Here is a 25834-nt window from a genome sequence, read left to right on the forward strand (position 1 = left end):
ACCATAAGGAGTGATATGTATATGGAGTTTCTCTCATCTGAATATTTGTCTGCCTTGCTTGCCATCATTGTAATCGATTTAGTGTTAGCCGGAGATAATGCCATCGTAATTGGATTAGCAGCAAGAAGATTACCGAAAGACCAACAAAAAAAAGTTATCATATGGGGTACTGTCGGGGCGATCGCTATTAGAGCCCTCGCTACCTTAGTTGTCGTTTGGTTATTAAAAATACCTGGTTTACTCCTAATTGGCGGTATACTTCTTATATGGATCGCTTACAAGTTGATTGCTGAGGGTAAAAATCATGATATTAAAGCCGAAGAAGGATTTTGGTCTGCTATTAAAACCATTATTATCGCTGATGCGTTAATGGGCATTGATAATGTACTCGCTGTTGCAGGAGCTGCCCATGGTAACTTTTCTTTAGTAATCATTGGATTATTAGTGTCTATTCCTGTAGTCGTATGGGGCAGCACATTGATTTTAAAATGGGTGGATCGTTTTCCTGTCATCATTACGATTGGAGCAGCCGTTTTAGCTTATACTGCTGCAAAAATGATTGTAGATGAGAAATGGTTTGCTGGATTTTTCGAAAGTAACCCTTTCATTAAATGGGCATTTATCATTATTATCATCGTCGGTGTAGTTTTCTTCGGAAAAGCAAAACAAAAAGCAACAGCTAGTTCTGTCTAATAATGATGGTATATTTACAAATAAAAAGCGCTATTCATATGAATAGCGCCTTTTATTATTTAGCTTCCCCTTCCGGAGTCGTTTTTACCTTCGTTTTGTTTTTATCACGATTGTTATAGTTATACTTCGAACGATCTACTGGAGTGAATCCTTCCGGTGTGTAGAATCGTAATAAGTCACCATTTACGACTTGGTCAGAGTATTTTAGTGAGTTTTGAACCATTTGTTCATTTTTCTTTATTTCATCTGTAAATTCTACAGGTTTTCCAGTTGTTGTATCATAGTATTTGCCGTTTAGTGCAGTAACAGTTGGGCTTACGTAGTTACCGTTACGGAACGCAACGACTTGTTTATGCTCTGGTGATAATAAATCTGAACCGAATTGAACATAGTTTTTCGTATCTGTACCTAGTAAGTGTAATAACGTAGGAAGAACGTCAATTTCACCGCCATATTGATGTTGTACGCCACCTTTCACCCCTGGTACACGAACGATTAAAGGCACACGTTGTAACTGTGCATTTTCAAATGAGTTCATTTCTTTACCCATTACTTTTGACATTGCTGCATTATGATTATCTGAAATACCGTAATGGTCTCCGTACATAACGATAATTGAGTTATCATATAAACCAGATTGTTTCAAGTAATTGATGAAGCCTTTTACAGATTCATCTAAATAGCGTGCTGTTTGGAAGTACGTATCTACTGATGAATCACCTGTTGTTGCTGGTTCAATCGTTGCTTCTGCCTTATCGATTGGATAAGGGAAATGGTTCGATAACGTAATAAACTTCGTATAGAAAGGCTGTTTCAACGTTTGTAATAACGGAATAGATTCATTAAAGAACGGTTTATCTTTTAATCCGTAGTTTACTACATCTTTTTCATTCATATCGTAGTATGACGCATCAAAGAATTTATTAAAACCAAATGATTTATAAATATCGTCACGGTTCCAGAATGTTTTGTAGTTACCGTGGAATACTGCTGATGTGTATCCTTGTTGTCCTAAAATAGCTGGTGCTGATTGATACGTATTATGAGATTTCGTTGTAAAGACAGAACCTTGCGGTAAACCAAACATTGAATTCTCTAACATAAACTCCGCATCAGATGTTTTCCCTTGTCCTGTTTGATGGAAGAAGTTATCAAAGTATAGTGTATTCGCATCTTTTGTAAATGAGTTTAAGAACGGTGTAACTTCTTGACCATTTAATTTGTAATCAATTAAGAAGTTTTGGAATGACTCTAAATGAATATAAATTACGTTCATTCCCTTTCCTTTACCGAAATACTCAGGATTTGGACTTGCATAAGTTGATGTTAAATAATTTCGTACTTCTGTCATATTATCGCCATCAGCTAATGCTCGTTCTGTCGTTGCTTTCGCACTTTGAATTCCATCATAAATTGTGTAGTTGTATGCCCCTAAATATTTCACAATATAATTACGGTCAAACGTTCTTGTTAATAATTCAGGACGGTCAGACTCTGCAAGACCTAAGTTAACACTGAATAATAAAATACCTGCTACAAATACTAGAGATAATTTATGCTTCGCAACACGAATTGGTTTTGGATTTGCAAATTTTGTTGCGACTAACACAATTAATATAATCGTGTCTAAAAAGTATAGTGGATCATAAAGATGTAGCAACGCAAGAATACTACCACCTAAATCTCCAAAGTTATTCGTTTGTGTTAATGTCGGGAACGTAATAAAGTCACTGAAAAAGCGATAGTATACTACGTTTGCGTATAAAAGAATCGACAATAACAAGTTGATAACGATTAACCAAATATAAGATCGTTTCCCTTTTGCAAATAATGCAAGTCCTAAAAATAGAACTGCTGAACTAAGCGGGTTGAAAAACAGCAAGAATTTTTGGATTGTGTTTGAAATTCCTAAATTAAATTCCGTTACATACGCGGCATATGTTTTGAGCCAAAATAAAATAACGGCAAACAGAAAGAATCCAAAATGATTGCTTAACACACTTTTGCTCTTTAATAAGAACTGTTTCATTTCTCCACCTCTTTTAATCATCCAAGGCTTATTTTTTATAAGTCTGTCTCTCTATTCAAATTTTCTTCTTCAAATAGATTATCTTTATTTAACTATATGAAGAATATTAGTAATTATAATTTGAAGCTAGTATTTATTCAACTATTTCTTTTTAAACATTTTGACCTTGGTTTCTATTTAACAAAATAAATTTGTAACATTTCCTGTTTTCTCCCAAGATTAATCCACTAATTATGACATCCCATACTATATACCTTTATAAACTCATTCGCAAACTATTCTATCTCCAATTTTGGTACATATTTCACATGACAAAATAATGTTATTTAATTATATTGCTCACCTTACATTCCCCTGCTTCAACTAAATCTTAAAGTCATTACATCTCTTCCGTACATGAAAAATCCTCATGTTCACTAATATTATATTTGAATAATTATTCATTTGCCCCACCAGTGGTGTTATGTTTTCTCGACAAAAAAACTCGCTCTAAAAAGAGCGAGTTTTTTCATGATATATTATTGACCTTTGTACATTGCATCTACTTGTTTTTGAAGTTCTTCATTTTCTAAGTACTCATCGTAAGTTGCCTCTTTATCGATTACACCGTTTGGTGTTACTTCGATAATGCGGTTTGCAATTGTTTGTACGAACTGATGGTCATGAGATGTGAATAACATTGTACCTTTGAAAGCAATTAAACCGTTGTTTAATGCAGTGATAGACTCAAGGTCTAAGTGGTTCGTTGGATCGTCAAGTGTGATTACGTTCGCACCACTTAACATCATTTTAGATAACATACAACGAACTTTTTCGCCTCCAGATAATACAGAAACGTTCTTCTTAACTTCTTCACCTGAGAATAACATACGGCCTAAGAAACCACGTAAGAAGCTTTCTGACTCATCTTGTGGAGAGAATTGGCGTAACCAATCAACTAAGTTATAGTCACTGTTCTCAAAGTATTTAGAGTTATCTCTTGGGAAGTAAGATTGAGATGTTGTAACACCCCATTTGAATGAACCGCTATCTGGCTCCATTTCACCCATAAGGATTTTAAATAATGTTGTCATCGCGATATCGTTACGACCGATAAATGCAACTTTATCACCTTTATTTAAAGTGAAGTACACATTATCTAACACTTTTTCGCCATCAATTGTTTTAGAAAGGCCTTCAACAGTTAATAAGTCATTTCCTATTTCACGCTCAGGTGTGAAGCCAACGAATGGGTAACGACGTGATGATGGTCTAATATCATCTAATGTAATTTTATCTAATAATTTTTTACGAGAAGTTGCTTGTTTCGCTTTAGATGCGTTTGAGCTAAAGCGTGCAATGAAGTTTTGTAACTCTTTTACTTTCTCTTCTTTTTTCTTATTAGCATCTTGTGTTAATTTTAAAGCTAATTGGCTTGACTCATACCAGAAGTCATAGTTACCAACATAAAGTTGAATTTTACCGAAATCAAGATCAGCCATGTGCGTACATACTTTATTTAAGAAGTGACGGTCATGGGATACAACGATTACTGTATTTTCAAAGTTCATTAAGAAGTTTTCTAACCATTGAATCGCTTTTAAGTCCAAGTGGTTGGTAGGCTCATCTAGTAATAGAATATCAGGTTTACCGAATAATGCTTGAGCAAGTAATACTTTTACTTTCTCTGCACCAGTCAATTCTGATAATTTTTTGTCATGAAGATCTTCACCAATACCAAGACCTTTTAGAAGGATTGCAGCTTCTGACTCAGCTTCCCAACCGTTAAGCTCAGCGAACTCACCTTCAAGTTCTGCAGCACGCATTCCATCTTCATCACTAAAGTCTTCTTTCATGTAAATAGCATTTTTCTCTTGCATTACTTTGTAAAGTTGCGTGTGACCCATAATTACTGTTTCTAATACTGGGAACTCTTCATATTCGAAGTGGTTCTGTTTTAATACTGCTAGACGCTCACCTGGCGTAATATGTATATCACCTGTTGATGGTTCAATTTCTCCAGATAAAATCTTTAGAAATGTTGATTTACCAGCACCGTTTGCTCCGATTAAACCGTAGCAGTTACCTGGCGTGAATTTTATGTTAACATCTTCAAATAATTTGCGATCCGCGAAACGCAAACTAACGTTACTTACTGTAATCATTTGTGTCCTCCTACTAATACCGCTTATTTCAGCGTTTTCTCACCGATTGTCTTAAAAAATCGCATATTACGACTCAATTATTGTAGACTATAGCTATTATATAGTAGAAGCTGGATGAATAGCAACGGTTGATTACTATTCATCCCTTTTCTATCTTGAATAAAATGTACGTTTTTAACGAAATAATATTATATAGAAGCATATTTCATAATGAACAGAGATATGAAAGATGAAAAATTCGCAAAATATAAAGATGTGATGGACAAATTTATTAAATAAGAAGAATCCCCTTTTAAAAGGGGATTCTTTACTTTCTTTTACTTAATTTTTTCGTATAATTCTTCATTTTATTCGTTAACCCTATTAACGCAGGTATCAATATTGGCATCACAATAATAGCTAATAATAACAGTGCAACACCAACAACAGATGCTACTTGTATAAGCGTCAATACACCTGAAGGGATTAATGCAGCAAATGTACCACCTAAAATAAGTGCCGCTGATAATACGACTCCTCCTATGTGACGAGATGCATTTACAATTTTCGTTGCTGGGTCCCCCTCTAGCTCATTGTATCTCATCATTACGAAAATGCTATAATCCACACCTAAAGCGACTATCATTATAAAACTAAAGAATGGTACATTCCAGCTCAATGACTCTACGTTTAGTATGTGTGTACTAATTTGTTCACTTATACCAAGTGATGCAAAATAAGCTAATATTAAAGATCCAATAATGAAGATTGTATTTAAAAATGACCGTGTAATAACGAGTAATACAACCGCAATTCCAATTAACATAATTGTAGCTGTACGTAAGAAATCTTGGCCCGTTACTTCTTTTAAATCAACGTTTCTTGCTGTTGTACCGCCAATCGCTTTTTTTGTTGATTTTAATTCTGTACCATTTAATGTACCGTCTATCGTTTTATTAATTTCTTCAATGATTGGCATCGCTTCTTTTGAATACGGATTTACGTCTAAAATGATTGTCATTTTAGCAGTCTTTCTATCATGTGACATGTACGTATTCAATGCTTTTTGGAAATCTTCTCCCTCTAAAACTTCTTTTGGAATATAAAATTTCTCAGAGCTTTTTGATTCATTCAATTCTCCTAAATATTTCTGAGCATCCCCTAGTCCGTTACTTATCTTTTCGAGCCCTTCTGTACTTTTAGATAATCCTGATTGTAATTGCCCCATCTGTTCTTGCAAGTCTTTCAGCCCGGTTAATAACTGGCCTTGCCCATCATTTATTTTTGTTAATCCGGTTTGTAACTCAGATGACTTGTTCGCAATTTGTTTAGAACCTGAAGCACCTTCATCTAATCCATTTTTAAGATCAGCTGCTCCTTTTTGTAATTTAGTAACTCCATTGTTCATTTCTTTTAAACCGTTATCCACTTTCAATAACGATTGATTCGCTTCTTTAAATGAGCCCATCGCCGCTTTATGATGCGTTGCTAATTGATTTAATTCATTTGAAAGCACACCTAATTGCTTCTGAGCCTCTTTAGCAATTCCTATCGTTTGTAGTATGTTCGGATCATTTGCTAATTCTGGTTTCGTTTGAATAAAATTGGTCATTAACACTTCAATTTGTTCATAACCTTTTTTCGCACCATCAATTGCTTGAGAAATACTTCCAAAGTATTGATCGTAAGAGCTTAAACCTTTTTCTAACTGTGCATAACCAGCATGAAGTTGTGAAGTTGCATTAGATAAAACATTTATATTTTCATTTACTGAAGTTAATCCACCCTCAATTTGTTGCGCACCTTGTGCTCCGTCATTTATACCACTTGATAGTTGATGTAAAGCTGTTCCTAATGCCGTTACACCGTTTTTCGCTTCGTTTGTTCCATCAATTAACTTTTGAACGTTTGCAAGACTATTTGAGTCTTTACTACCCATTTTATCTTTCGCAGCAGTTAACCCATCATTAATGTCCTTTATACCACCATTGGCATCTCCTAACCCCGTATTTAGTTCTCCAGCTTGTTTATTTATATATAGTTCTTTTATCCTTTCCCCAGTTGGACGCGTCGGTGAATATACTTCTGACACACCTTTCACTTTCAAAATCTTATCAGTTAGTTCATCTAAAGTTTGAAGAGAACTCGCCTCGTCTAACTTGTTATCCGATTGAATGACTAACGTACTTGGTGAAGAAAAACCAGGTGGAAAATGTTCTTCTATTACGTTAATCCCCTTTTTCGATTCATATTTATTATCTACTTCAAATAAATCATTGTAATTTAGTGTGTTAGAATATTTCATTAGGAAAGGAATCGATATCACAAATACAATGATTAAAGCTGCGAATGGTCTTACTACTGAGTTTTTCGCAAGAAATCCCCATAAACGACTATCCTCATGACCTTTAAATGTTTTTACTGGATAAAACATTCCTTTTCCTAAAAGCACCATAAAAAATGGATTTAACGTAGTTAATACGAGTAATAATACTGCGACACCAATTGCTACGGCTGAAGTAGATTGATATAATTTAAAACTCGCTAAAGCAAGAGATGCAAAACCAATTAGTACTGCTATCCCACTATATAAAACGGTTTTCCCTGCCGATTTAAACGTTTCTTTCGTAGCTAAAAATGCATTTTCTTGTTTACTTAATTCTTCCTTAAACCTTGTATATAATAAAATGTTATAGTCTGTTCCAACCCCAAACAGGACAACAACTACAAACACTTGTGTAAAGTTAGAAAACGGAAAATTAAATTGATCTACTAGATGGGCAATAATCCCCATTGAAACTAAATATGATACACCCACTGTAAGCAGAGAAACGATTGGAACAATTGGTGAACGAAATACAATGATTAATACAACTAAAATGAAAATGATAGAAATAACTTCTGTCTTTTTCACTCCCTCTTGAGAGGATGTAAGAAAATCACCCGCTATTAAATCACTTCCTGTTAAGTACGTTTTAACTCCCTTCGGTTTAATTTTATTATGAAGCCCATTTGCAATTTTTGATATTTCACCATGTTTTTTATCTACAGAAATTTGCGTTAAAATGGTCGTATTGTCTTTAGATATCAATTGTTTTTCCAAGTCTTTATTATCTAAATGTGAAACAACTTCCTTAATTCCTAATTGCTCTTTTTCATTTTGTAAAGCGTTGATTGTTTTTATTATTTCATCTTTTTGCTCAGTTGTTAAAGCTGCTTTACTTCCACTATTAAAAACAGCTATAACATCATATTTTTCTGTCCCGTCTTTATCCATCTCTCTTATCATTTTGTCAGCGATACTACTTTGCTCTGTATTCGGAATCGTAATATGCCCTTTTTCTTTCACTAATTTATCCATATTAGGCATCGTTACGATCATTGTAATAGTAATAACTATCCATAATAGAAAAGATAAACTTCTCCAATTTTTTAGCTTACTCATTTTAATCATCTCCCGTTTTGAAAGTATAATGTTAGTTCCGGAATGAATATTCATTCCTATTATTTCGAAACTATTTTTAGGAATGAACGTTCATTCCTATCATTCTATTGATTTATTCTATAGACCCTATTAAACTAATCTTTTCCGGAATGAATGTTCATTCCTGTCCTTATAAAGCTATAGAATCAAATGATTCTAATAGCATTCCAAGAGCTTTCTTCCAATTCTTTTACTAACTCTTTCGAGTATTCTAATTGCCCTGTTGCAATTACTTTCGTTAATGCTTCTAGCGGCTGATATACAATAATAATTAAAGCAACTGGAGGCAATGGACGAAGAAAACCTTTTGCGATTCCATCTTCAATAATATTCATAAAGAAGCCTATAAAATCGTCAAATATTTTCTTACTTTGTTCATCAAGAAAATAACTGTCACAGTGAGAATTTGTAAATAAAAAAGCGTCCACATTGTTTCTCGCAAATTCAAATAAACGGTTGTACGTATGACTAAACTGTTCACGAATATTTGCTTCAACAGGAAAATCTGTTTTTATCATTTCAGAAAGCTCTAACATACTTTTTGAAAATAATGAGTTAACTAGTGCCTCTTTATTTTCAAAATAGCGATAAATAGTACCCGCACCGACTTTTGCCTTTTCAGCGATCATTGGAATTGTCGTACCATCGTAACCACGCTCTGCAAAAAGTTGCATCGCAGCATCAAAAATATCCTCTTGTTTGTTTTTAGCCATTTTTTCCACCTCTATTTTTAGGAATGAAAATTCATTCCGTTTTTAATTATAAATTACAAGGACTAAAAGTCAAGTGCGTAACTACGTATAGTTGCAATTTTAATCCCTTGTTTGTGAATCAATTTATATCAGCGGTTTTTAGAATACATCCACTTACCGACAAAAACGAGAACCAAAGAGAAAACCGTCCCAAATTTTGTTTGGGACAGCCCCATTTCCTATTTAAAGCTTAAAAGAAATCATAAATAAAAGCTTTACGTACTGGAACTATATTCTCAAATGCTTGTATTTCCTCTTCGCTTCCGCTAATGAATTCTAGTTCATTAAGTTCTAACGGACGCTTGTAGCCAAACATTATTGTAGATAATGCGTTAATATCCAGCTTAATTCCTTTATCTATTGTTTCCTCTTTCATAATTGTTATTTCATGATTCGCAAGCCTCACTGATACGTTGTTCCACGGAGCAAATGCGTCTGTAATGTGTAGAATCACTTCTTGCTGTACATTGTTCCAGCTCAACTCATATTGTTTTAAGAACTGCTCTACATCTACAATTCTTCCCATAAAATATGGTTTTATTTCTGTCTTCACGCGTGGCTCTTGCAATGAATATAGCAACGGTTCGTTTTCACTTACTGTCATTTCAAGTTCTTTAATCATAGAATCATGCTGGCAAATAAAGTTCCACAGACCATTTCGTGCTTCATTATGCAGTGGTACAAATTCTTCTACTGTCATTTTATAGTTTTCTATTTTGTATAACATGTAACCGGCTGCCTTTTTATTTTCATCATAGTAAATCGCTAATGTTAAATCATCATAAACCGCTTGAAACCACCAGTTCTTCTCTCGAACTAACATACCTGAAAAACGTTCTGCAAATGCTTCATAGAGCTTCTCGACTTCTTCTGGATGATTTTCTTTATTGAAACGTTTCACAGTGCCATTTACTTGTTTTTTCATCACTAAATCGCTCTTAGTCATATGACATGTGACTAAATTCGCACAAAGTTCCCAGCCGTATTTACGGTAAAATGAAACCGCAAATGGATGTAACATAGAGACTGTATAGCCATCTTTTTTCATCGTTTGAAGTGAATATTGAAGTAGCTCTTTTACATACCCACTTCTTCTATACTCAGGATACGTCGCTACCCCTGCAACGCCACCCATTTTAAATTTTTCTTTACCTATGTAAATATGAAACGGAATAAGATGTAGTTTTGCTGCTAAGTCTTCCCCTTCCATAATGCCGTATATTTCATGACTTTCCTTCATCTTTGTAAGTTGCTGCTGTAATCGTTCCTCATCTACTTTATATTGAAAAGCGTATTCTGATAAACATAATGCTTCTCTGAACTTATCTTCTTTTAATTGTATGACATTCATATAATTCTCCTCCATTCCCTGTTTGAATTGTATCACAATTCTTTCTATTGTAGTTCGGTAAGTGAAATTAGAAAGACGTTTTAACAAAAAAAGCAGATACATCACGTATCTGCTTTCCATCCTTATTATTTAGCTAACTTTTGAAGTTCATCAAAGAATGTAGGATATGATACACCTACTGCTTCTGCATCTTCAATAATTGTTTTTCCTTCTGCCAGGCAGCCAGCAATCGCAAGCATCATTCCGATGCGATGATCACCATAACTATTTACTGTATTGCCTTTTAGAGCTGATTTTCCGTAAATGATCATGCCGTCATCAGTTGCTTCTATGCGAGCTCCTAGTTTCGTTAACTCAGCAACGACTGTATCAATACGATTTGTTTCTTTTACTTTTAATTCGTGTGCATCTTTAATTACTGTAATTCCTTCCGCTTGCGTTGCCGCTAATGCGATTACAGGAATCTCATCGATTAATCTAGGGATAATATCTCCGCCAATTTCAATTCCTTTTAATGAAGATGTTTCAATTGTAATATTTGCAGCTGGTTCTGATGCCCCTTCGTTAATTAGATCTACAGTGAACGTAGCACCCATTTTCTCTAAAACATCAATAATACCTGTACGAGTTGGATTCATTCCTACATTTTGTAATACTAGTTTACTATTTGGGATGATTGCACCTGCTACTAAGAAAAATGCTGCTGATGATACGTCACCTGGCACTTGAATGTCTGTTGCTGTTAATTTTTGTCCACCTGACAGCTTCACTGTTTTCCCTTCGCGAGTTACTTTAACACCAAATGCTTCAAGCATTCTTTCCGTATGGTCGCGTGAAATATGTGGTTCTGTAACAGCTGTTACACCTTCTGCACGAAGACCTGCAAGTAAAATAGCTGACTTTACTTGTGCACTTGCAACAGGAGAAATATATTCAATTGCTTTTAAATCTCCGCCACGTATTGTTAGCGGTGTAAATGTTCCTTCTTCTCTGCCGTCAATGTTTGCACCCATTTGTTTTAATGGGTTTGTTACACGCTTCATCGGTCTTTTTGCGATTGACTCATCACCTTGTACGCAAGAGAAAAATGGTGTGTTAGCTAATATACCTGACATTAATCGAATTGTTGTACCAGAATTACCAACATCTAATACAGCTTTCGGTTCCTGTAAACCTTCTAATCCTTTACCAACTACAGTAACTTCATCACCGTTTTGCGTAATTTCTACTCCCATTTCTTTAAAACATGAAATCGTACTTAAACAGTCTGCACCGGGCAAGAAACCTTTAATTGTTGTTTTCCCTTCTGCAATCGAACCGAACATAACAGCACGGTGTGAAATGGATTTATCACCTGGGATTGTAATATTGCCATTCAATCCGTTATTAACAGGTTGTATTGTTCTTTCTTTCACGTTTTTCACCTTCTCATTTAAATTGTTTCATAAGTTTGGTATTCTTCTTCTCCAAGCGCTAGCTTTGCTTTCATACGATCTTCTTCCCTTTGGAAACTAATACGTAATACCCCAAGCAGTCCTTCACGCGCTTCTAATATTTGCAAGTTCGTAATACTAATTTCCTCGCGCGCTAAAATACTCGTAATATGAGCCAATGCCCCCACCTTATCTAATACATCAACGTATAAGTCGTGATAGGCAGGAATTGCACCACTCTTTCTTACTGGTAAAGAATCACGGTATTCTTTCGCATCTGCAAAATAGTTTTGAATCTCGCCTGCATCTCCGGTAGAAACTGTCTTATATAAACCTTCCATTTCAGAGATCCACTCTTTTAATAATACCATTAAATGCTCTCGATTTTGCTTTACAATATCACTCCACATTTTAGGACTACTAGATGCGATACGTGTAATGTCTTTGAAACCACCAGCAGCGAGTTGATGAATGAGCGGATTATCTCCTGCATGTTTCTCAACTTGCTTTACTAAACCTGCTGCGATAAGATGCGGGAAATGACTAACAATCCCTGTTACATAATCATGTTCTTCTGTATTTAAAACAAGAAAATGAGATCCTGTTCCTTTTAACCATACTTTAAGGTCTTCCACTTGTTCATTTGGTATATGATTCATCGGTGTTAAAATGTAAAATGCATTTTCAAATAAATGCGCCTTTGCGCTTTCAACTCCCGTTTTATGAGAACCCGCCATCGGATGTCCCCCAATGAAAGAAACTTCCTTTGAAAATAAAGTTTCCGCTTCGTTCATAATAGACCCTTTTGTACTACCAACATCAGTCACTATAACATCTTCTCGTAAACGGAATGACGCAAGTTTGTGTAATAGCTTCTTCGTTTCTTCAACTGGAGAAGCAAAAACAATTAAATGTGCCTCTTCACATGCACGCTGTAAATCAACTGCTATTTCATCTACTACGTGTAATTCTTTTGCACGCTCTACTTGCTCTTGAAATATATCGTACCCTGTTATCGTTACATCGTGCTCTTTCTTAATTGCTAAGGCGAGAGAGCCTCCTATTAAACCTGTTCCAATTAATACTACCTTTTTACGCATTTGTCTCATCTCGAGACTTACTTTTTTTGTTTTCAAAGTGTTGTTTTAACACTGAAATCACTCCTTCATTTTGCTCCCTTGTTCCAACTGTAATACGGACACCATTTGGGAATGGACGAATAATAAACCCTGCATGTGCACAAGCTTCATAAATCTCTCCAGCATTCTCTACCGGTAAGAAGATGAAATTAGTTTGTGACGAATAAAATGGTATTTCGTTTTCCTTACAGAAACTCTCGTATTGCTGTAATCCTTCTGTATTCACGTGAACTATTTCTTCAATAAACTCGTTATCACCAAAAGCAATCGTCGCTGCTTTTTGCGCTAATGAAGATACGTTAAATGGTAAACGTACGACATTTAATTTCTCAATTAGCTCTTCCTGTCCGATCGCATATCCAACGCGGAAAGAAGCTAATCCGTATGCTTTAGAAAACGTTCTAAGTACAAGAATATTTTTATGTTTTTCTAAAAGCGGTAATGTCTCAGGGAAATCTTTTGCTGTTACGTATTCATAGTACGCTTCATCAATGACAATTAACGTATTTTCACTAATGCCTTCAATAAATTGAGTTAATTTTTGCTCATTCACATATGTGCCCGTCGGGTTGTTCGGATTACAAATCCATACGATTTTCGTATTATTATTTACCGCTGACAAAATTTCGTCTAAATCGTATACACCATTATTTAAAGGAATTTCTTTCACTTCACAGCCTTCAATAATCGCATGATGACGGTATTGCGGGAATGTTGCACCTGCTGTTACAATGTTATCTCCCGCTCGTAATACGGCGCGACTTATTATTTGAATGATTTCATCTAAACCACTACCACAAAGTACTTGTTCCATTTGCACATGCAACTTATCCGCGATTGTTTGACGGAGCGTCGTAGCACCTCCGTCAGGATATAAAGCATGTTCCAACCAAGATTTTTGCAACTCTTCTAAAACTTTCGGTGAACAACCGAATGGATTTTCATTCGATGCTAATTTCACAAACGAATGATCTCCGTACACTTCTTTCATTTGTTCTGGTGATTTACCTGGTTTATATGGTTGTAATGATGATAGTTGATCTTTTACTTGCACGTTAAACCCACCTTTTTATTAAAATTCTTTTGCGTAGTTATTGTGTTGCATAATGTTTTGTTTTAATAATTCCATACGATCTTTTCCGAATTGTTCGACTAGTGCATCTGCAAGTTCCCATGCTACAACAGATTCAGCTACTACACCCGCTGCTGGTACTGCGCAACTATCAGATCTTTCAATACTCGCTTGGAATGCTTCCTTCGTATCAATATCAACGCTTGCTAACGGTTTGTATAATGTAGGAATTGGCTTCATAACGCCTCTTACGACAATTGGCATACCTGTTGTCATACCGCCTTCTAAACCGCCGGCATTATTCGTTTTTCTCGTGTATCCTTTTTCTTCATCCCACAGAATTTCATCATGCACTTTACTTCCTGGTTGTCTTGCCGCTTCAAAACCTACGCCAATTTCAGCACCTTTAAATGCATTTATACTCATAATTGCACCAGCAAGTTTTGCATCTAATTTACGATCGTAATGAACGTAACTACCAACGCCAATTGGCATACCTTCTGCAATAACTTCCACAATACCACCGATTGAATCTCCGCTACTTTTTGCGTTGTCAATCGCATCCATCATTTCTTGCTCTACTTCTTTATCTAAACATCGAACTGGTGAGTTTTCAGTTATCGTTTGAATTTCTTCAATCGGTAAGTTTGAAATATGTTTTGCTTTTACTCCACCAATTTCAAGAACATGTCCTGCAATTTTTACGCCTAATTCGCTTAAAATTTGTTTTGCAACTGCACCAGCAGCTACACGAACTGTCGTTTCTCTTGCAGATGAGCGCTCTAATACGTTTCTTATATCACGATGACCATATTTAATTGCTCCATTTAAATCCGCATGTCCTGGACGTGGTTTTGTAATTGTACGTTTCATGTCTTTACTTTCTTTTTCAGAAATTGGCTCAGCACCCATTACTTTCGTCCAATGTTTGAAATCATCATTTTTTACGATTAACGTAATCGGTGATCCAAGTGTCATCCCGTGACGAACACCACTTACAATTTCAACTGTATCTGTTTCAATTTGCATGCGTCTTCCGCGTCCATGACCTTTTTGTCTTCTTAATAATTCTTTATTAATATGTTCCGCCGTAAGTGTCAAACCTGCTGGTACACCTTCTAAAATAACTGTTAACTGCGGTCCATGTGATTCTCCAGCTGTAATGTATCTCATTTCTCTTGCCCCTTTACTATTTTTTTGTACAAAAAAGTCCCTACTGAGCGCTCAGTAGGGACGATGTTTATCGCGGTACCACCCTAGTTGTAGACAACTGTCGTCTACCTCTCTTCTTCTTTAACGATCGTTTGACCGTCTTCCCCTCCATAAGTTGTCGAGAAAGATGCTCCAAGGCTGTAATTCATGCTTACCTTTGTACTGATTCACACCAGCCATCAGCTCTCTTTAACAGTGAGATAAGCACTACTGTTTCCTCTTCAACGCATATATAATATGGAATTAAGATAATTTATTTTTGAAACCTTTTAACTCATCCATGAATCTATGGAATTCTGGAATGTCCATTTGTTGTGCAGAATCTGACAATGCAACTGCTGGATCTGGATGAACTTCAGCCATTACTGCATCTGCGCCAATTGCAAGTGCCGCTTTCGCTGTTGGTAATAATAAATCTCTGCGTCCAGTTGAATGTGTTACATCAACGATAACTGGTAAATGTGTTTCTTTCTTTAAAATTGGTACTGCAGAAATGTCTAATGTGTTACGTGTTGCTCTTTCGTATGTGCGGATACCACGCTCACAAAGAATAATTTGATCGTTACCTTGCGCAATGATGTATTCCGCTGCATTAATGAACTCATCAATTGTTGCTGCTAATCCACGTTTTAATAATACTGGTTTGTTAACTTTACCTACAGCTCGTAATAAATCGAAGTTTTGCATGTTACGTGCGCCAACTTGAATTACATCAACGTAGTCTAATGCCATTTCAACATCGTTCGGATTTAAAATTTCACTAATAATTGCTAAGTCGAACTCGTCTGCTACTTGGCGTAAAATTTGTAGTCCTTCTACTCCTAAACCTTGGAAATCGTATGGAGATGTTCTCGGTTTGAATGCACCACCGCGCATTAATTTTAAGCCTTGGTCTTTCATCGCTTGCCCTACTTGACGAACTTGCTCTAAGCTTTCTACTGCACAAGGTCCCATGATGAACGTTTGTGTTCCGTTTCCAATCAATTCACCTTTTACATCAACGATTGTATTTTCTTGTTTCTTTTTACGTGATACTAGTAACGCTTTACGGTTATCATCTTCTTGTAACTCTAAGCTTGCTTTGAAAATCGTTTTGAAAATATGTTGAACTGTTGATGTTTCGAATGGTCCTTCGTTATGCTCTGCGATCATATCAAGTACTTCACGCTCACGTACTGGATCAAAGCGTTTCGTACCTTGTACTTGCTTTTGTTCTCCAATTTTTTGAACGATTTCACCACGTTTGTTTAAAAGGTGTAATAGTTGTAAGTTAATTTCATCTACCTGTTTACGTAATTGATCTAATTCATGATTTGCCATTTGGAAATCCTCCTCTAATGTTTTAAAAGTATAGTAAGAGAATAAAAGATTCTCTATTTTCTGAACTGGTTAATTATACAAATTTATAGTGGAATCGATACCTCTTCTTATTTTAAACTAATAATTCGTACAAAGACATGAACTACTAGTTAAAAAGCCACTTTTTTGTACAAAAAAGCCCTACTGATCCAATCAGTAGGGACGATATTTATCGCGGTACCACCCTAGTTGTAGACTTCTTTCGTCTACCTCTCTTCATTGTTAACGATCATCTGACCGTCTTTCCCTTCATAAAGACAATACTATCTTTACTACGAAAAAGATGCTCCAGGACTGTAATTCGCTCTTGTTTTTGTACTGGTTCGCACCAACCACCAGCTCTCTGTTACAGGGAAACAACAACTACTGCTTTTCCTTTCAATGCATGACTATTTTATTTTCAAGTTGGACCACTAAAATACAAAAAGTCCCTACTGAATAAATCAGTAGGGACGATATTTATCGCGGTACCACCCTAGTTGTAGACTAACTTTCTGTCTACCTCTCTTCACTGTTAACGATCAATTGACCGCTTTTTCCTCATAAAGACAAACTATCTTTATTACGAAAAAGATGCTCCAAGACTGTAATTCATGATTATCCCTGTACTGGTTCACACCAACCACCAGCTCTCTGTTACAGTAAGACTAACCACTACTGTGATCTCTTCATTGCACTTTGTTTATTCAAATGTTTTTGAAATTGAATAAGTATGATTCGTATTATAGAACGCTTTTCAAAACACTGTCAACAACTTTTTATATATTTTTTAAAATTCCACTTTCGTCCTATAATTCTTCTTGTAAATCACCCATTACAATTCCTATGCGAATTATTTCATTTTCTAGTAAATGTAAAACATATTCCTCTACTCCATACTGAACTAATAATTCTTTTATTTTTATGATTTCTTTTTCAAATAAAACGGCTTCTTGACATGTTTGTAGTAAAATAAAAAACACATTTGCAAACATTTCTTTATGCGCTTTCATACTTTCTTTCTTATGAAGCATTTCAATCAATAACTGCTTCATTTCCTCACCTGTACATTTACCATTTACACTTGAAAATGCACGAGACATAATACATAATCCTTTTTCTAATATTTCATCCATGTATAAAATAATACGTAAAAGCATTACATATTCTCTCGCTGTTATCTCACCCATTTTTGGTCGTTCTCGCAAAAATACACTGAGCCAAGCTGTCCAAAATTTTTGTTGTTCTTTTACACTTAATGTTTTGACGTAATAGCATAAAAACTGCATAAATTTAATTTTATTTTCTTCATTTTCTAATACGAGTAAAGGGTATAACCAATCTGTTTTTTGCTCCCAATATAGTACACATTTAATAAATACAAAGCTAAGCCACTTCAAGAAAGCTTCCCTCGTATGCGGATGTAATACTTCCAAATGTTCTATCGCATACTTAATAAAACGCTTCATTTCTGTAAATAAAGGTAAATTTATTTGCGTGTAACATAAACCAGCCCATGCATATTCCGTAATTTCATTTTGTTTTTTTAAATCTAAGTATGGTAACAAATATTTTCGGCACCATTGCTTTTCAATATGATATAGAAATGTAATATCTGCTATTAAACGAGCAAACATAAAGTTTGTTCGTACTGAATTAACTCTTACTTGTTCTTCAAATAAAAATAAATATTCATATACATTACGATCGTATAAATGATCATATGATAACAACTTTAATAATACAGCCGTCATTTTTCCAACAGGATGCTGAATTGATTCATTGTAAAAATCTTGTTTTCCAAGCTTAAAATCCGTATCACTCTTCATAACTTGAGGAAACACTGAAAAAGCAAAGCGTTTTACAACACGTATACTATTCTCTTCTAACTCTTCTAGTCGATTACTAATTTCATATAGAAAACTACTAATTAACCAATGAAAAGCAGTATTTCTAACAAATTTCTGCAATAACGGAATAATTTTTTGGATTTGATCATTTGTCAATCCTCTGTTATTTCGCCATTCTCTAATACAAACAAACCATACTTCATTACTTATTTCTTGCACTCCTACTAATTGATATGCGAATGAAATACTCCACTCCGTATTCAATTTACATGCTTTTGATAACATCTCTAAAAAATGGCGTTGTTCAAAAACACCATCTTGCGAAAATTGCCGAACTTGCTTCATAATTTCAACATCTTTCAGCTGCAATAATCCGTCAGCTGTTACATTACAAGTAATGCTTTGCGCTGTATCCTCTTTCTTTTGTACACTGTATTGTTCAGAATGAAAATGAGGATGCTTTTGCTTCATTAACTCATACCCATTTGCCGTAGATGGACTATTTGAATCACACTTGAATAATAAGTCTAATACGAGACATGCATCAAATACTCTCTCTTCTGTAAGACGCTTTATTACAGTTCGAGTGACTTCTTCTTTTGTTTTTTCCAAACAATTTGCATAATGACTTTTTAAAAGTTGGAAAACTTCGTGTTTATAAGTGAAATCTAAAAGAAGTCCTTCATGTAACAACCATTTCATTTTGTCATCTACACGAACAAAAATATTTTTATTCATCGCATCAATTGCAATTCGCTTTTGAAGTACACTATTCGCTTCTATCATTTCTGTAATATAATAATCCGCTTTTTTCTCATTGTTTTCACATAAATAAGTTAGACACTCTTTTACAATTTGTATTAAAAATGCAAGATCATTTTGATGAAACTCTTTTTCTACATCTTCCGTATTTCTTTTTTTCAGTGCCGTTTGTCTTAATGACAACATTCTCAATTTTTCTAATCCAATCATCATAATTGGAACAGCATAATAGGCGATATATGGCCTCATCTTTTCATTCCAAATTTGCTCCACATGAGAAAATGTTGATACTGGCAAGCGACTCGATTCCTCGAGTTCTATTGCTTCTTGCGTATCATTTCCCCATTTTCTTACACGTTTCAACTTCAGCTTTCCGTCTAAAATAAAAGTTAGTAACAATAACGCAATTTCCTTATGCTCAGGAAAAGAACATTTTTGCAGTAACTTAGAAATCTTTTCTATAGAGCTACTATCTTTTTCAGCAGTTTCTAATAAAAGGAGTGTCCACCTGGCAAACAACAATGGGTCCATCTTACTCTTCGTTTCGTTTAAGTAGTTACAAATTGTTCTCCATAATAACGGTGATATTTTAGAATAGTTTTTATAAATTAATTGAAATAATTCTATCTGATGACTAAAAAGAAATTGTTCCACTAACCATTCTGCAAGTAATTCATCTACTTCATTATAGTTTGGCGTAAGCATAAACAAATTTTGTAATTTACCTTCTGCTTCTAACCATTCGACCCATTCATAATCGTGAGCAAATTCCACAAAGTAACGAACTGTTTCAATTTTTTTAATTGATTGCTTTATGTATGATAATTGTTCCTGTTCTACTGACGGGGGAACCGTTACAATATCCCGAATACGCATTCTTTTCGTAATATAATTATCACCCATTAATTCCGCCCAGCGTTTTACCGCTTTTACGAGGGATTGATGATTATTCACTTTATTCGGATACACAATCGGTCTTATCCCCAAATGTTCCCAGTGGTACGTATTTTCTCCTTGTGCGACGAAAGCAAATCGTCTTGTACTTGGTGGTAAACCAGTTGCTAAATATTTCATTACTGGGTCATTATGACTATATCCAACGAATAAAACGGTGTAATTTGAGAATAGATCGACTAAAAATCTTCTCGCCCACCCTTCCGTTAAGTAAGCCCTTCCAAAATCACCGTCTGTTAAAATTAAAGCCTCTTTCTCCTGTTCTACATTACCATGTATATAAGCAAGACCTTTAAAAGCTCTCCCAGTCGGTAAAGCTGGAGCGTAATAAACATTGATATCTCTATTTATTTCTTTAATTGCAGTTGTAAAATGTTGATCAAAATTTGTTGTTACAATGCGGATATCTGTATCTAAAGGAAATAACCTTGGAATTGCATAATGTAATGGATTCGGTTTTGATTTCTCTATATGAACAAGATCTCTTGCGACTTGATGTACATCTTTTGTTTTCGCAATTTTACCAAGATAATAATCATGTGGTTCTGTTATTTCACGCTTTTCGACATATAACGTTTTTGCAATTTCATCAACTAAATCATCAAAATTTGGTAAGTTTGATTTCCCTTTCATAGAAACTCCCGCTCCAACAAATAACACTAACTTTCCTTGCTCAATGTGATCAATTAACTCATCTGGAATTTCTACTTCTGAAGTAATCCACATCCTGGATTCCCCCTTACCTAAAAATGTCATACACTCTCATTTTACTATAACATTTTTTCGTTATTTTTATAATATTTAGACTAAATTCCGAACATGAAAAAGTTTTATGTAAATAAATCCGTTACAATGTATGAACTCCAGAATTTATTGCAAAACTATGTATAAATCGGAGGTGTAAATTTTGAATGATTTCACAGTAGTGCTTATCAAGTTTATATCGTGCATTATCGCATTTAGCATTGGGCTTGCTTTATTTTTCCCTGCAACGTTTGTTCAAATTATTTCATTCAGTCTCTTTGTTACAATCGTATCCTACATGTTCGTTGATAAAATTATTTTAAATCGAATTGGCAATACTGGTGCCATTATGTCGGATTTCTTATTAACATATTTAAGCGTATGGATTTTCGGTAATATTTTATTAGACAACTATATGCAAATTGCATGGGGCAGTATCCTTTCTGCCATCGTCTTCACTTTATCTGAAGTAATCGTTCATCGCTTCTCTAACTCTCATACAAGGCACAACAATGATAACATTCGTATTAATCGCCGCTTTGCATATGGTACGGAGTTTGCTGAAGAACAAAATATATTGGATAAAGACAAGAAGAAGTAACATTTTAATGCAGGAGCGCCCTTTTTAATTATGTGGTGCTCCTTTTTTGTATATTTTTATTATGGTACGTGAAATTATATAAACGATTATTTCAAAATATCGACTTACCAACAATATTTGACGCTATTTTTCTAATAAAAAAACTGCCTCTTATTTAGAGGCAGCCACTTTCAAGTCTTTTAATGCAACAACATCCGCAAACGCTCCCAATACTGCGTTATGATGTTTCACAATATCTTCAGCACGTAACACTTCTGCATCAAATGTACTATGCGCATCACTAACTAACGTTACTTTATATCCTTCACTACATGCTCTGCGCGTTGTCGTATCTACACAATACTCTGTTTGCATTCCCGAAAGAATAACGTGTTCAATTCCTTTCTCTTGTAACACTTCGCTTAAGTTTGTCTTATGGAATGAATCTGGCGTCGTCTTTTCAACAATATCATCCCCTTCTTGCGGAGCGATTGTTGCATGGATTCGCCATCCATCCGTACCTTTTTCTAACGGATGGTCTTTAGGACCGTTATGTTGGACATAAATAACTGGAATATCATTTGAACGACATTCCCCAATAAGCTCTTGCAATGTTTGTAAAAATTTTTCCCCATTATGTACTGGCATTCCAGCTGTATACATACCGGCTTGCACATCAATTACGATTAATGCTTTTTTCATTTCACACAGCTCCCTTCGTTTATATAAGCCATTGCATATTCATTATAATTGTTTGTATTCCATCATCCAACAATCTTCTAGTTCCCCCTCATGCAGCTCATGTTCCTTTAAAATCTTTACTTTTTTAAATCCGCATTTTTCATAACACTTTATCGCTCGTTCATTATTTACTTTCGGATCCATTGCGATTGCTTCTGCTCCCATTTCACCCATAATGTATGTAATTGCTGCCTGAACGAGTTTTTGTCCAATTCCTTTTCCCCAATAGACTGGTTCACCGATAAATTGATCCATTCCCCATACATTTTGTGATTCTTTATAGCCATATATCGCTTTCCACTCTGAATCAACTGGGTACATTTGTATGTAACCAATCGGAACGGTATCAAATTCTATTAAACATCTATTTTCATTACTGTTTGGATTATGCATAAAATGATCAAGCACCTTTTCTACAGATTGCGGATTATCTCGCCCTTCGTAATACCGCAGGACTGCTGGGTCCGTTAACCATTTAGAAATGATAGCTGCATCATTTTCCATTACGTATCTAATCAATAAACCTTCTTTTTGAAAAAGCATATTATACCTCTATTATTCCTTTATATTTTTTCTTGATGTTACATCTTTCATTGCACCTACTAATGCATATGGTAGTAATGTAATCGCAAAAAATGCTGTAAATACGTTAAATTGCGGGATTGTATAGAGTGTGAACCATTCAGTGAAAAATTGAGAATTTAATATTCTATTAAAAAACTCTCCGCCTGGCCTAAAGTTTGGTGCCCACGCAGTTATTTCACACAAAATAAACAGTAACTGAACAATAAAAAATGCCCCTAGATAACGAAACCAAGTCCGTTTCCATATAGGTTGTGCATTTTTTAATATATCCCCCATCTAATCCCCTCCTTAAATATCCATCATATTAATTATACACTTTCCTCACTTTATTTGTTAAAATTTTCTATATAATTAATACCGTTGGGGGAATACATTATGTCTAAACCTATACTTACATCCACTTTAATCATTCTTAGAGGAAACTCCGCAAGTGGTAAAACAACGATTGCAAAGCAACTACAAGAACATTTCGGACAAGGTACACTTTTAGTATCACAGGATGTTGTGCGTAGAGATATGCTTAGAGTACACGACACAATGGGTAATTTATCACATGATTTACTATTTGAAATTACAAAGTACGGAAAAGGAAAATGTGAATTTGTTATTTTAGAAGGTATATTGGACAGTCGCAGGTATGGTGAGATGTTAAAAGAATTAATTCGTTATTTTGATGAAAATGCATTTACATATTATTTTGATTTATCATTAGAGGAAACTATTAGACGACATAACACAAGGGACAAACGATATGAATTTGGTGAAGATTCCCTCCAAAAATGGTATAATCCGCACGATACAATTGAGGTTGCCAGAGAAACTATTTTTACAGATAACTTTACGCAAAAAGATATATTTGATGCGATTCTTAATGATGTTGCGATACAAAAACAAGACTAATATAATATGTTAGTCTTGTTATGTACTTTGTGTTTCCGTTTTTATAATTGAACAATCTTTACATAAATAATAGTATATATTCATTTCCCCAAACTGGAAATCAACTACTGAAATAAGTTCACGTTCCTCGATATCTTGTGTAATTGTAGCAACATACTTCATCTCTTTAGAACAAGTTGGACACGCCAAATGCTCTGGAAGATCCGCATATAATGGTGCCCCTAATAATCTACATACATATTCAGAACCGAACAAGTCAAAAGCTTCCCAGTAACTATCTTCATCTGTAGGTATATCTTCATTTTTCATATTTATAAGCTTTACCGTTGTTTTTGGTAATGAAACTGGTAACTTATCTTCCTCTTCCATTATCCATTCTTCTGTATTTTGCTGCTTTATGATTTGAACTGTTTTACCTCCATCACTTAACTGAAAATATTGCGGTTCCCACACCATCGCGCAGTTCAAGCATGAAACGAATGGTAAAATATTTAGTTCATTACTTTTAAGTTCAGCAAGTCTCCCATCTTTTAAATCAAAACAGAGAATTTGATGCATCTTCTCACCGCATAACTTACATACTGGCAAATTACAATCTTGACCGCCAAAGTAATGATTATATGAACCTCTTCCTTCAATTACTCTATACCCTTTCCGCTCATTACAATGTGCGCCATATAATTCTATTGTCATATTCTATCCTCGCCTTTATAAGAATGATTCACAAAATGATAATAATTAAGACTAAAAAACATCGTCTTCCTGAATAGTTTCCATAATAAATTCTTTTAAACTCGGAGATATTTCTTCCATTTCGTCATCCGCGTGATACCAAATATATATTTTATCATCCATTTTTCCATTATTTATTTTAAAGCACAATTTATCCCCTGAACCATCGTCACCAATTATGATAAGATTTTCTGGTATAGACTCATCTCTCATGTCAATGTTTTGTCTAACAATATCATCCCAAGTTTTCGTTACATTTCTATTATCTTTAATCGGATATAGTATCCATTCCCCTATTTCAGCATTATTAACTAATTTAATAAGATCCCTATATTGATTTGGGAAAGCAGCACCTAGCTTTTCTTCCGTTTCTTTTATTTGCAACTCCAATACACCTTGTTTCTTTGTTTCAATATATTCTCTTACTTCTTTCATGAAATACACCTATCCTTTGAACTTAATTACACTATTATGAGTGAAAGTGTTTAGTAAACGATTTGATCCGATTTATATATTTCATTATACGTTAACCCTTCGTTTTCAACATACTATTCTTCTCTACTTCTCAATAACCTTCTGTTCTACTTCCTTACCTCATTCTTAATAGTTTTTCTAAACATGAGACAATTTTTATGTTTTATTACAGGTTTATTAATAAGTCATTTAAAAATCCTATTATACTTCCACTAAAAAAATAAAAGCCAGCCTCAATAAAGAGAACTGACTTCTATTTGGATCATTATAGTTACTATAAAATTTTTACTTTAACAGTTTTTCTTCCCCAATTCATAGCTTTACTTTTTGACCCCATTAATACATCAATACGATTACCTTTAATTGCGCTTCCAGTATCACCAGCGATAGCTTCTCCATAACCTTCTACCCATACTTTAGATCCTAATGGGATTACTTTCGGATCAACTGCGATAATTCTCATATTCGGATTTGCCGTTAAATCATGCCCCATCGCAGTTAAAACGCGTCCACCATATGTACCATTTTCACTTGGATCAGCAGTATACGCTGTCGCTACTACCGTTAATTCACGTTTAGCAGACTGTATATTGTTTTGTGATACTTCTTTCGCTCTCTCTTCTTCTTTAGCCTTTGCTATTTCTCTTGCTCTTTCTTCTTCCTTAGCTTTTGCTATTTCTCTTGCTTTCTCTTCTTCTTTAGCTCTTGCTATTTCTCTTGCTTTCTCTTCTTCTTTAGCTTTTGCTATTTCTTGCGCTTTTTCTTCTTCTTTAGCTTTTACTTCTTCTTTAGGCTTTACCATTTCTTGCGCTTTCGGTTCTTCTTTAACTTTTACTTCTTCTTTGACTTTTGCCTCTTCTTTAGGCTTTACTATTTCTTGCGCTTT

General features: G+C 34.7%; 20 protein-coding genes and 3 other annotated features. Of the genes, 3 read left to right on the top strand and 17 right to left on the bottom strand.

The window, feature by feature from the left end:
- The first annotated feature begins 21 nt into the window (after positions 1 to 21).
- A complete protein-coding gene (locus ATL10_RS12580) occupies positions 22 to 693 on the top strand; it encodes a TerC family protein (RefSeq protein ID WP_000395169.1) in 672 nt (223 codons plus the stop codon).
- Between the two features lie 55 nt (positions 694 to 748).
- Here the strand turns inward: ATL10_RS12580 and ltaS are convergent, their stop codons facing one another.
- The 11 genes from ltaS to ATL10_RS12640 form a co-directional block, all read right to left on the bottom strand.
- On the bottom strand, positions 749 to 2722 hold the full coding sequence (gene ltaS, locus ATL10_RS12585; RefSeq protein ID WP_110496965.1) for a lipoteichoic acid synthase: 1974 nt from the start codon (positions 2720 to 2722) through the stop codon (positions 749 to 751).
- 518 nt (positions 2723 to 3240) lie between these two features.
- A complete protein-coding gene (locus ATL10_RS12590) occupies positions 3241 to 4866 on the bottom strand; it encodes an ABC-F family ATP-binding cassette domain-containing protein (RefSeq protein WP_000633860.1) in 1626 nt (541 codons plus the stop codon).
- 307 nt (positions 4867 to 5173) lie between these two features.
- Complete coding sequence (locus tag ATL10_RS12595; RefSeq protein WP_141534632.1) at positions 5174 to 8290, bottom strand: MMPL family transporter; 3117 nt, start codon at positions 8288 to 8290, stop codon at positions 5174 to 5176.
- A 185-nt stretch (positions 8291 to 8475) separates the two neighbouring features.
- Positions 8476 to 9042, bottom strand: coding sequence for a TetR/AcrR family transcriptional regulator (locus ATL10_RS12600; protein WP_001107300.1), 567 nt, complete (start codon positions 9040 to 9042; stop codon positions 8476 to 8478).
- A 229-nt stretch (positions 9043 to 9271) separates the two neighbouring features.
- The gene (locus ATL10_RS12605; protein WP_001100911.1) at positions 9272 to 10432 is read right to left on the bottom strand and encodes a GNAT family N-acetyltransferase; all 1161 of its coding nucleotides are present in this window, start codon (positions 10430 to 10432) and stop codon (positions 9272 to 9274) included.
- 125 nt (positions 10433 to 10557) lie between these two features.
- Complete coding sequence (gene aroA, locus ATL10_RS12610; RefSeq protein WP_000664630.1) at positions 10558 to 11847, bottom strand: 3-phosphoshikimate 1-carboxyvinyltransferase; 1290 nt, start codon at positions 11845 to 11847, stop codon at positions 10558 to 10560.
- A 17-nt stretch (positions 11848 to 11864) separates the two neighbouring features.
- The gene (gene tyrA / locus ATL10_RS12615; RefSeq protein ID WP_075717745.1) at positions 11865 to 12965 is read right to left on the bottom strand and encodes a prephenate dehydrogenase; all 1101 of its coding nucleotides are present in this window, start codon (positions 12963 to 12965) and stop codon (positions 11865 to 11867) included.
- Positions 12958 to 14058 carry a histidinol-phosphate transaminase gene (hisC, locus tag ATL10_RS12620; protein WP_075717735.1) on the bottom strand — a complete coding sequence of 367 codons (1101 nt, stop codon included), beginning with the start codon at positions 14056 to 14058 and terminating at the stop codon, positions 12958 to 12960. The genes tyrA and hisC overlap by 8 nt, the downstream gene beginning before the upstream one ends.
- Positions 14059 to 14076: 18 nt before the next feature.
- Complete coding sequence (gene aroC, locus ATL10_RS12625; protein WP_001269431.1) at positions 14077 to 15249, bottom strand: chorismate synthase; 1173 nt, start codon at positions 15247 to 15249, stop codon at positions 14077 to 14079.
- Positions 15250 to 15302: 53 nt separating this feature from the next.
- Positions 15303 to 15522, bottom strand: a binding site (T-box leader).
- 9 nt (positions 15523 to 15531) lie between these two features.
- A complete protein-coding gene (locus ATL10_RS12635) occupies positions 15532 to 16608 on the bottom strand; it encodes a bifunctional 3-deoxy-7-phosphoheptulonate synthase/chorismate mutase (RefSeq protein ID WP_001273575.1) in 1077 nt (358 codons plus the stop codon).
- Positions 16609 to 16802: 194 nt separating this feature from the next.
- Positions 16803 to 17038, bottom strand: a binding site (T-box leader).
- Between the two features lie 54 nt (positions 17039 to 17092).
- Positions 17093 to 17328, bottom strand: a binding site (T-box leader).
- A 107-nt stretch (positions 17329 to 17435) separates the two neighbouring features.
- The gene (locus ATL10_RS12640; RefSeq protein WP_110496967.1) at positions 17436 to 20918 is read right to left on the bottom strand and encodes a DUF4020 domain-containing protein; all 3483 of its coding nucleotides are present in this window, start codon (positions 20916 to 20918) and stop codon (positions 17436 to 17438) included.
- Between the two features lie 181 nt (positions 20919 to 21099).
- Between ATL10_RS12640 and ATL10_RS12645 the strand changes: the two genes are divergently transcribed.
- A complete protein-coding gene (locus ATL10_RS12645) occupies positions 21100 to 21537 on the top strand; it encodes a YndM family protein (protein WP_000997702.1) in 438 nt (145 codons plus the stop codon).
- Positions 21538 to 21687: 150 nt separating this feature from the next.
- On the opposite strand, the gene ATL10_RS12655 is transcribed toward ATL10_RS12645, so the two are convergent.
- The 3 genes from ATL10_RS12655 to ATL10_RS12665 are packed head-to-tail and all read right to left on the bottom strand — an operon-like array spanning position 21688 to position 23118.
- Positions 21688 to 22218 (bottom strand): cysteine hydrolase family protein, encoded by a 531-nt coding sequence (locus tag ATL10_RS12655; protein WP_016081173.1) that lies wholly within the window; start codon positions 22216 to 22218, stop codon positions 21688 to 21690.
- Between the two features lie 42 nt (positions 22219 to 22260).
- The gene (locus ATL10_RS12660) at positions 22261 to 22800 is read right to left on the bottom strand and encodes a GNAT family N-acetyltransferase (protein WP_000898784.1); all 540 of its coding nucleotides are present in this window, start codon (positions 22798 to 22800) and stop codon (positions 22261 to 22263) included.
- A 12-nt stretch (positions 22801 to 22812) separates the two neighbouring features.
- The gene (locus ATL10_RS12665; RefSeq protein WP_000502339.1) at positions 22813 to 23118 is read right to left on the bottom strand and encodes a YfzA family protein; all 306 of its coding nucleotides are present in this window, start codon (positions 23116 to 23118) and stop codon (positions 22813 to 22815) included.
- Positions 23119 to 23217: 99 nt separating this feature from the next.
- Here ATL10_RS12665 and ATL10_RS12670 point away from each other — a divergent pair, with 99 nt between their 5' ends.
- Positions 23218 to 23742 (top strand): kinase, encoded by a 525-nt coding sequence (locus ATL10_RS12670; RefSeq protein ID WP_074625439.1) that lies wholly within the window; start codon positions 23218 to 23220, stop codon positions 23740 to 23742.
- Between the two features lie 18 nt (positions 23743 to 23760).
- On the opposite strand, the gene ATL10_RS12675 is transcribed toward ATL10_RS12670, so the two are convergent.
- The 3 genes from ATL10_RS12675 to ATL10_RS12685 all read right to left on the bottom strand — a co-directional run.
- Complete coding sequence (locus ATL10_RS12675) at positions 23761 to 24435, bottom strand: hypothetical protein (RefSeq protein WP_000151352.1); 675 nt, start codon at positions 24433 to 24435, stop codon at positions 23761 to 23763.
- A gap of 51 nt (positions 24436 to 24486) precedes the next feature.
- Positions 24487 to 24909 (bottom strand): SMI1/KNR4 family protein, encoded by a 423-nt coding sequence (locus ATL10_RS12680; RefSeq protein WP_000665935.1) that lies wholly within the window; start codon positions 24907 to 24909, stop codon positions 24487 to 24489.
- A 313-nt stretch (positions 24910 to 25222) separates the two neighbouring features.
- Positions 25223 to 25834, bottom strand: a 612-nt coding sequence (locus ATL10_RS12685) for a 3D domain-containing protein (protein WP_258375772.1), incomplete at its 5' end; no start/stop codon positions are given.

Origin of the sequence: Bacillus sp. 196mf (genome assembly GCF_003217275.1) — a bacterium.
GTDB classification, from domain to species: Bacteria; Bacillota; Bacilli; order Bacillales; family Bacillaceae_G; genus Bacillus_A; species Bacillus_A thuringiensis_S.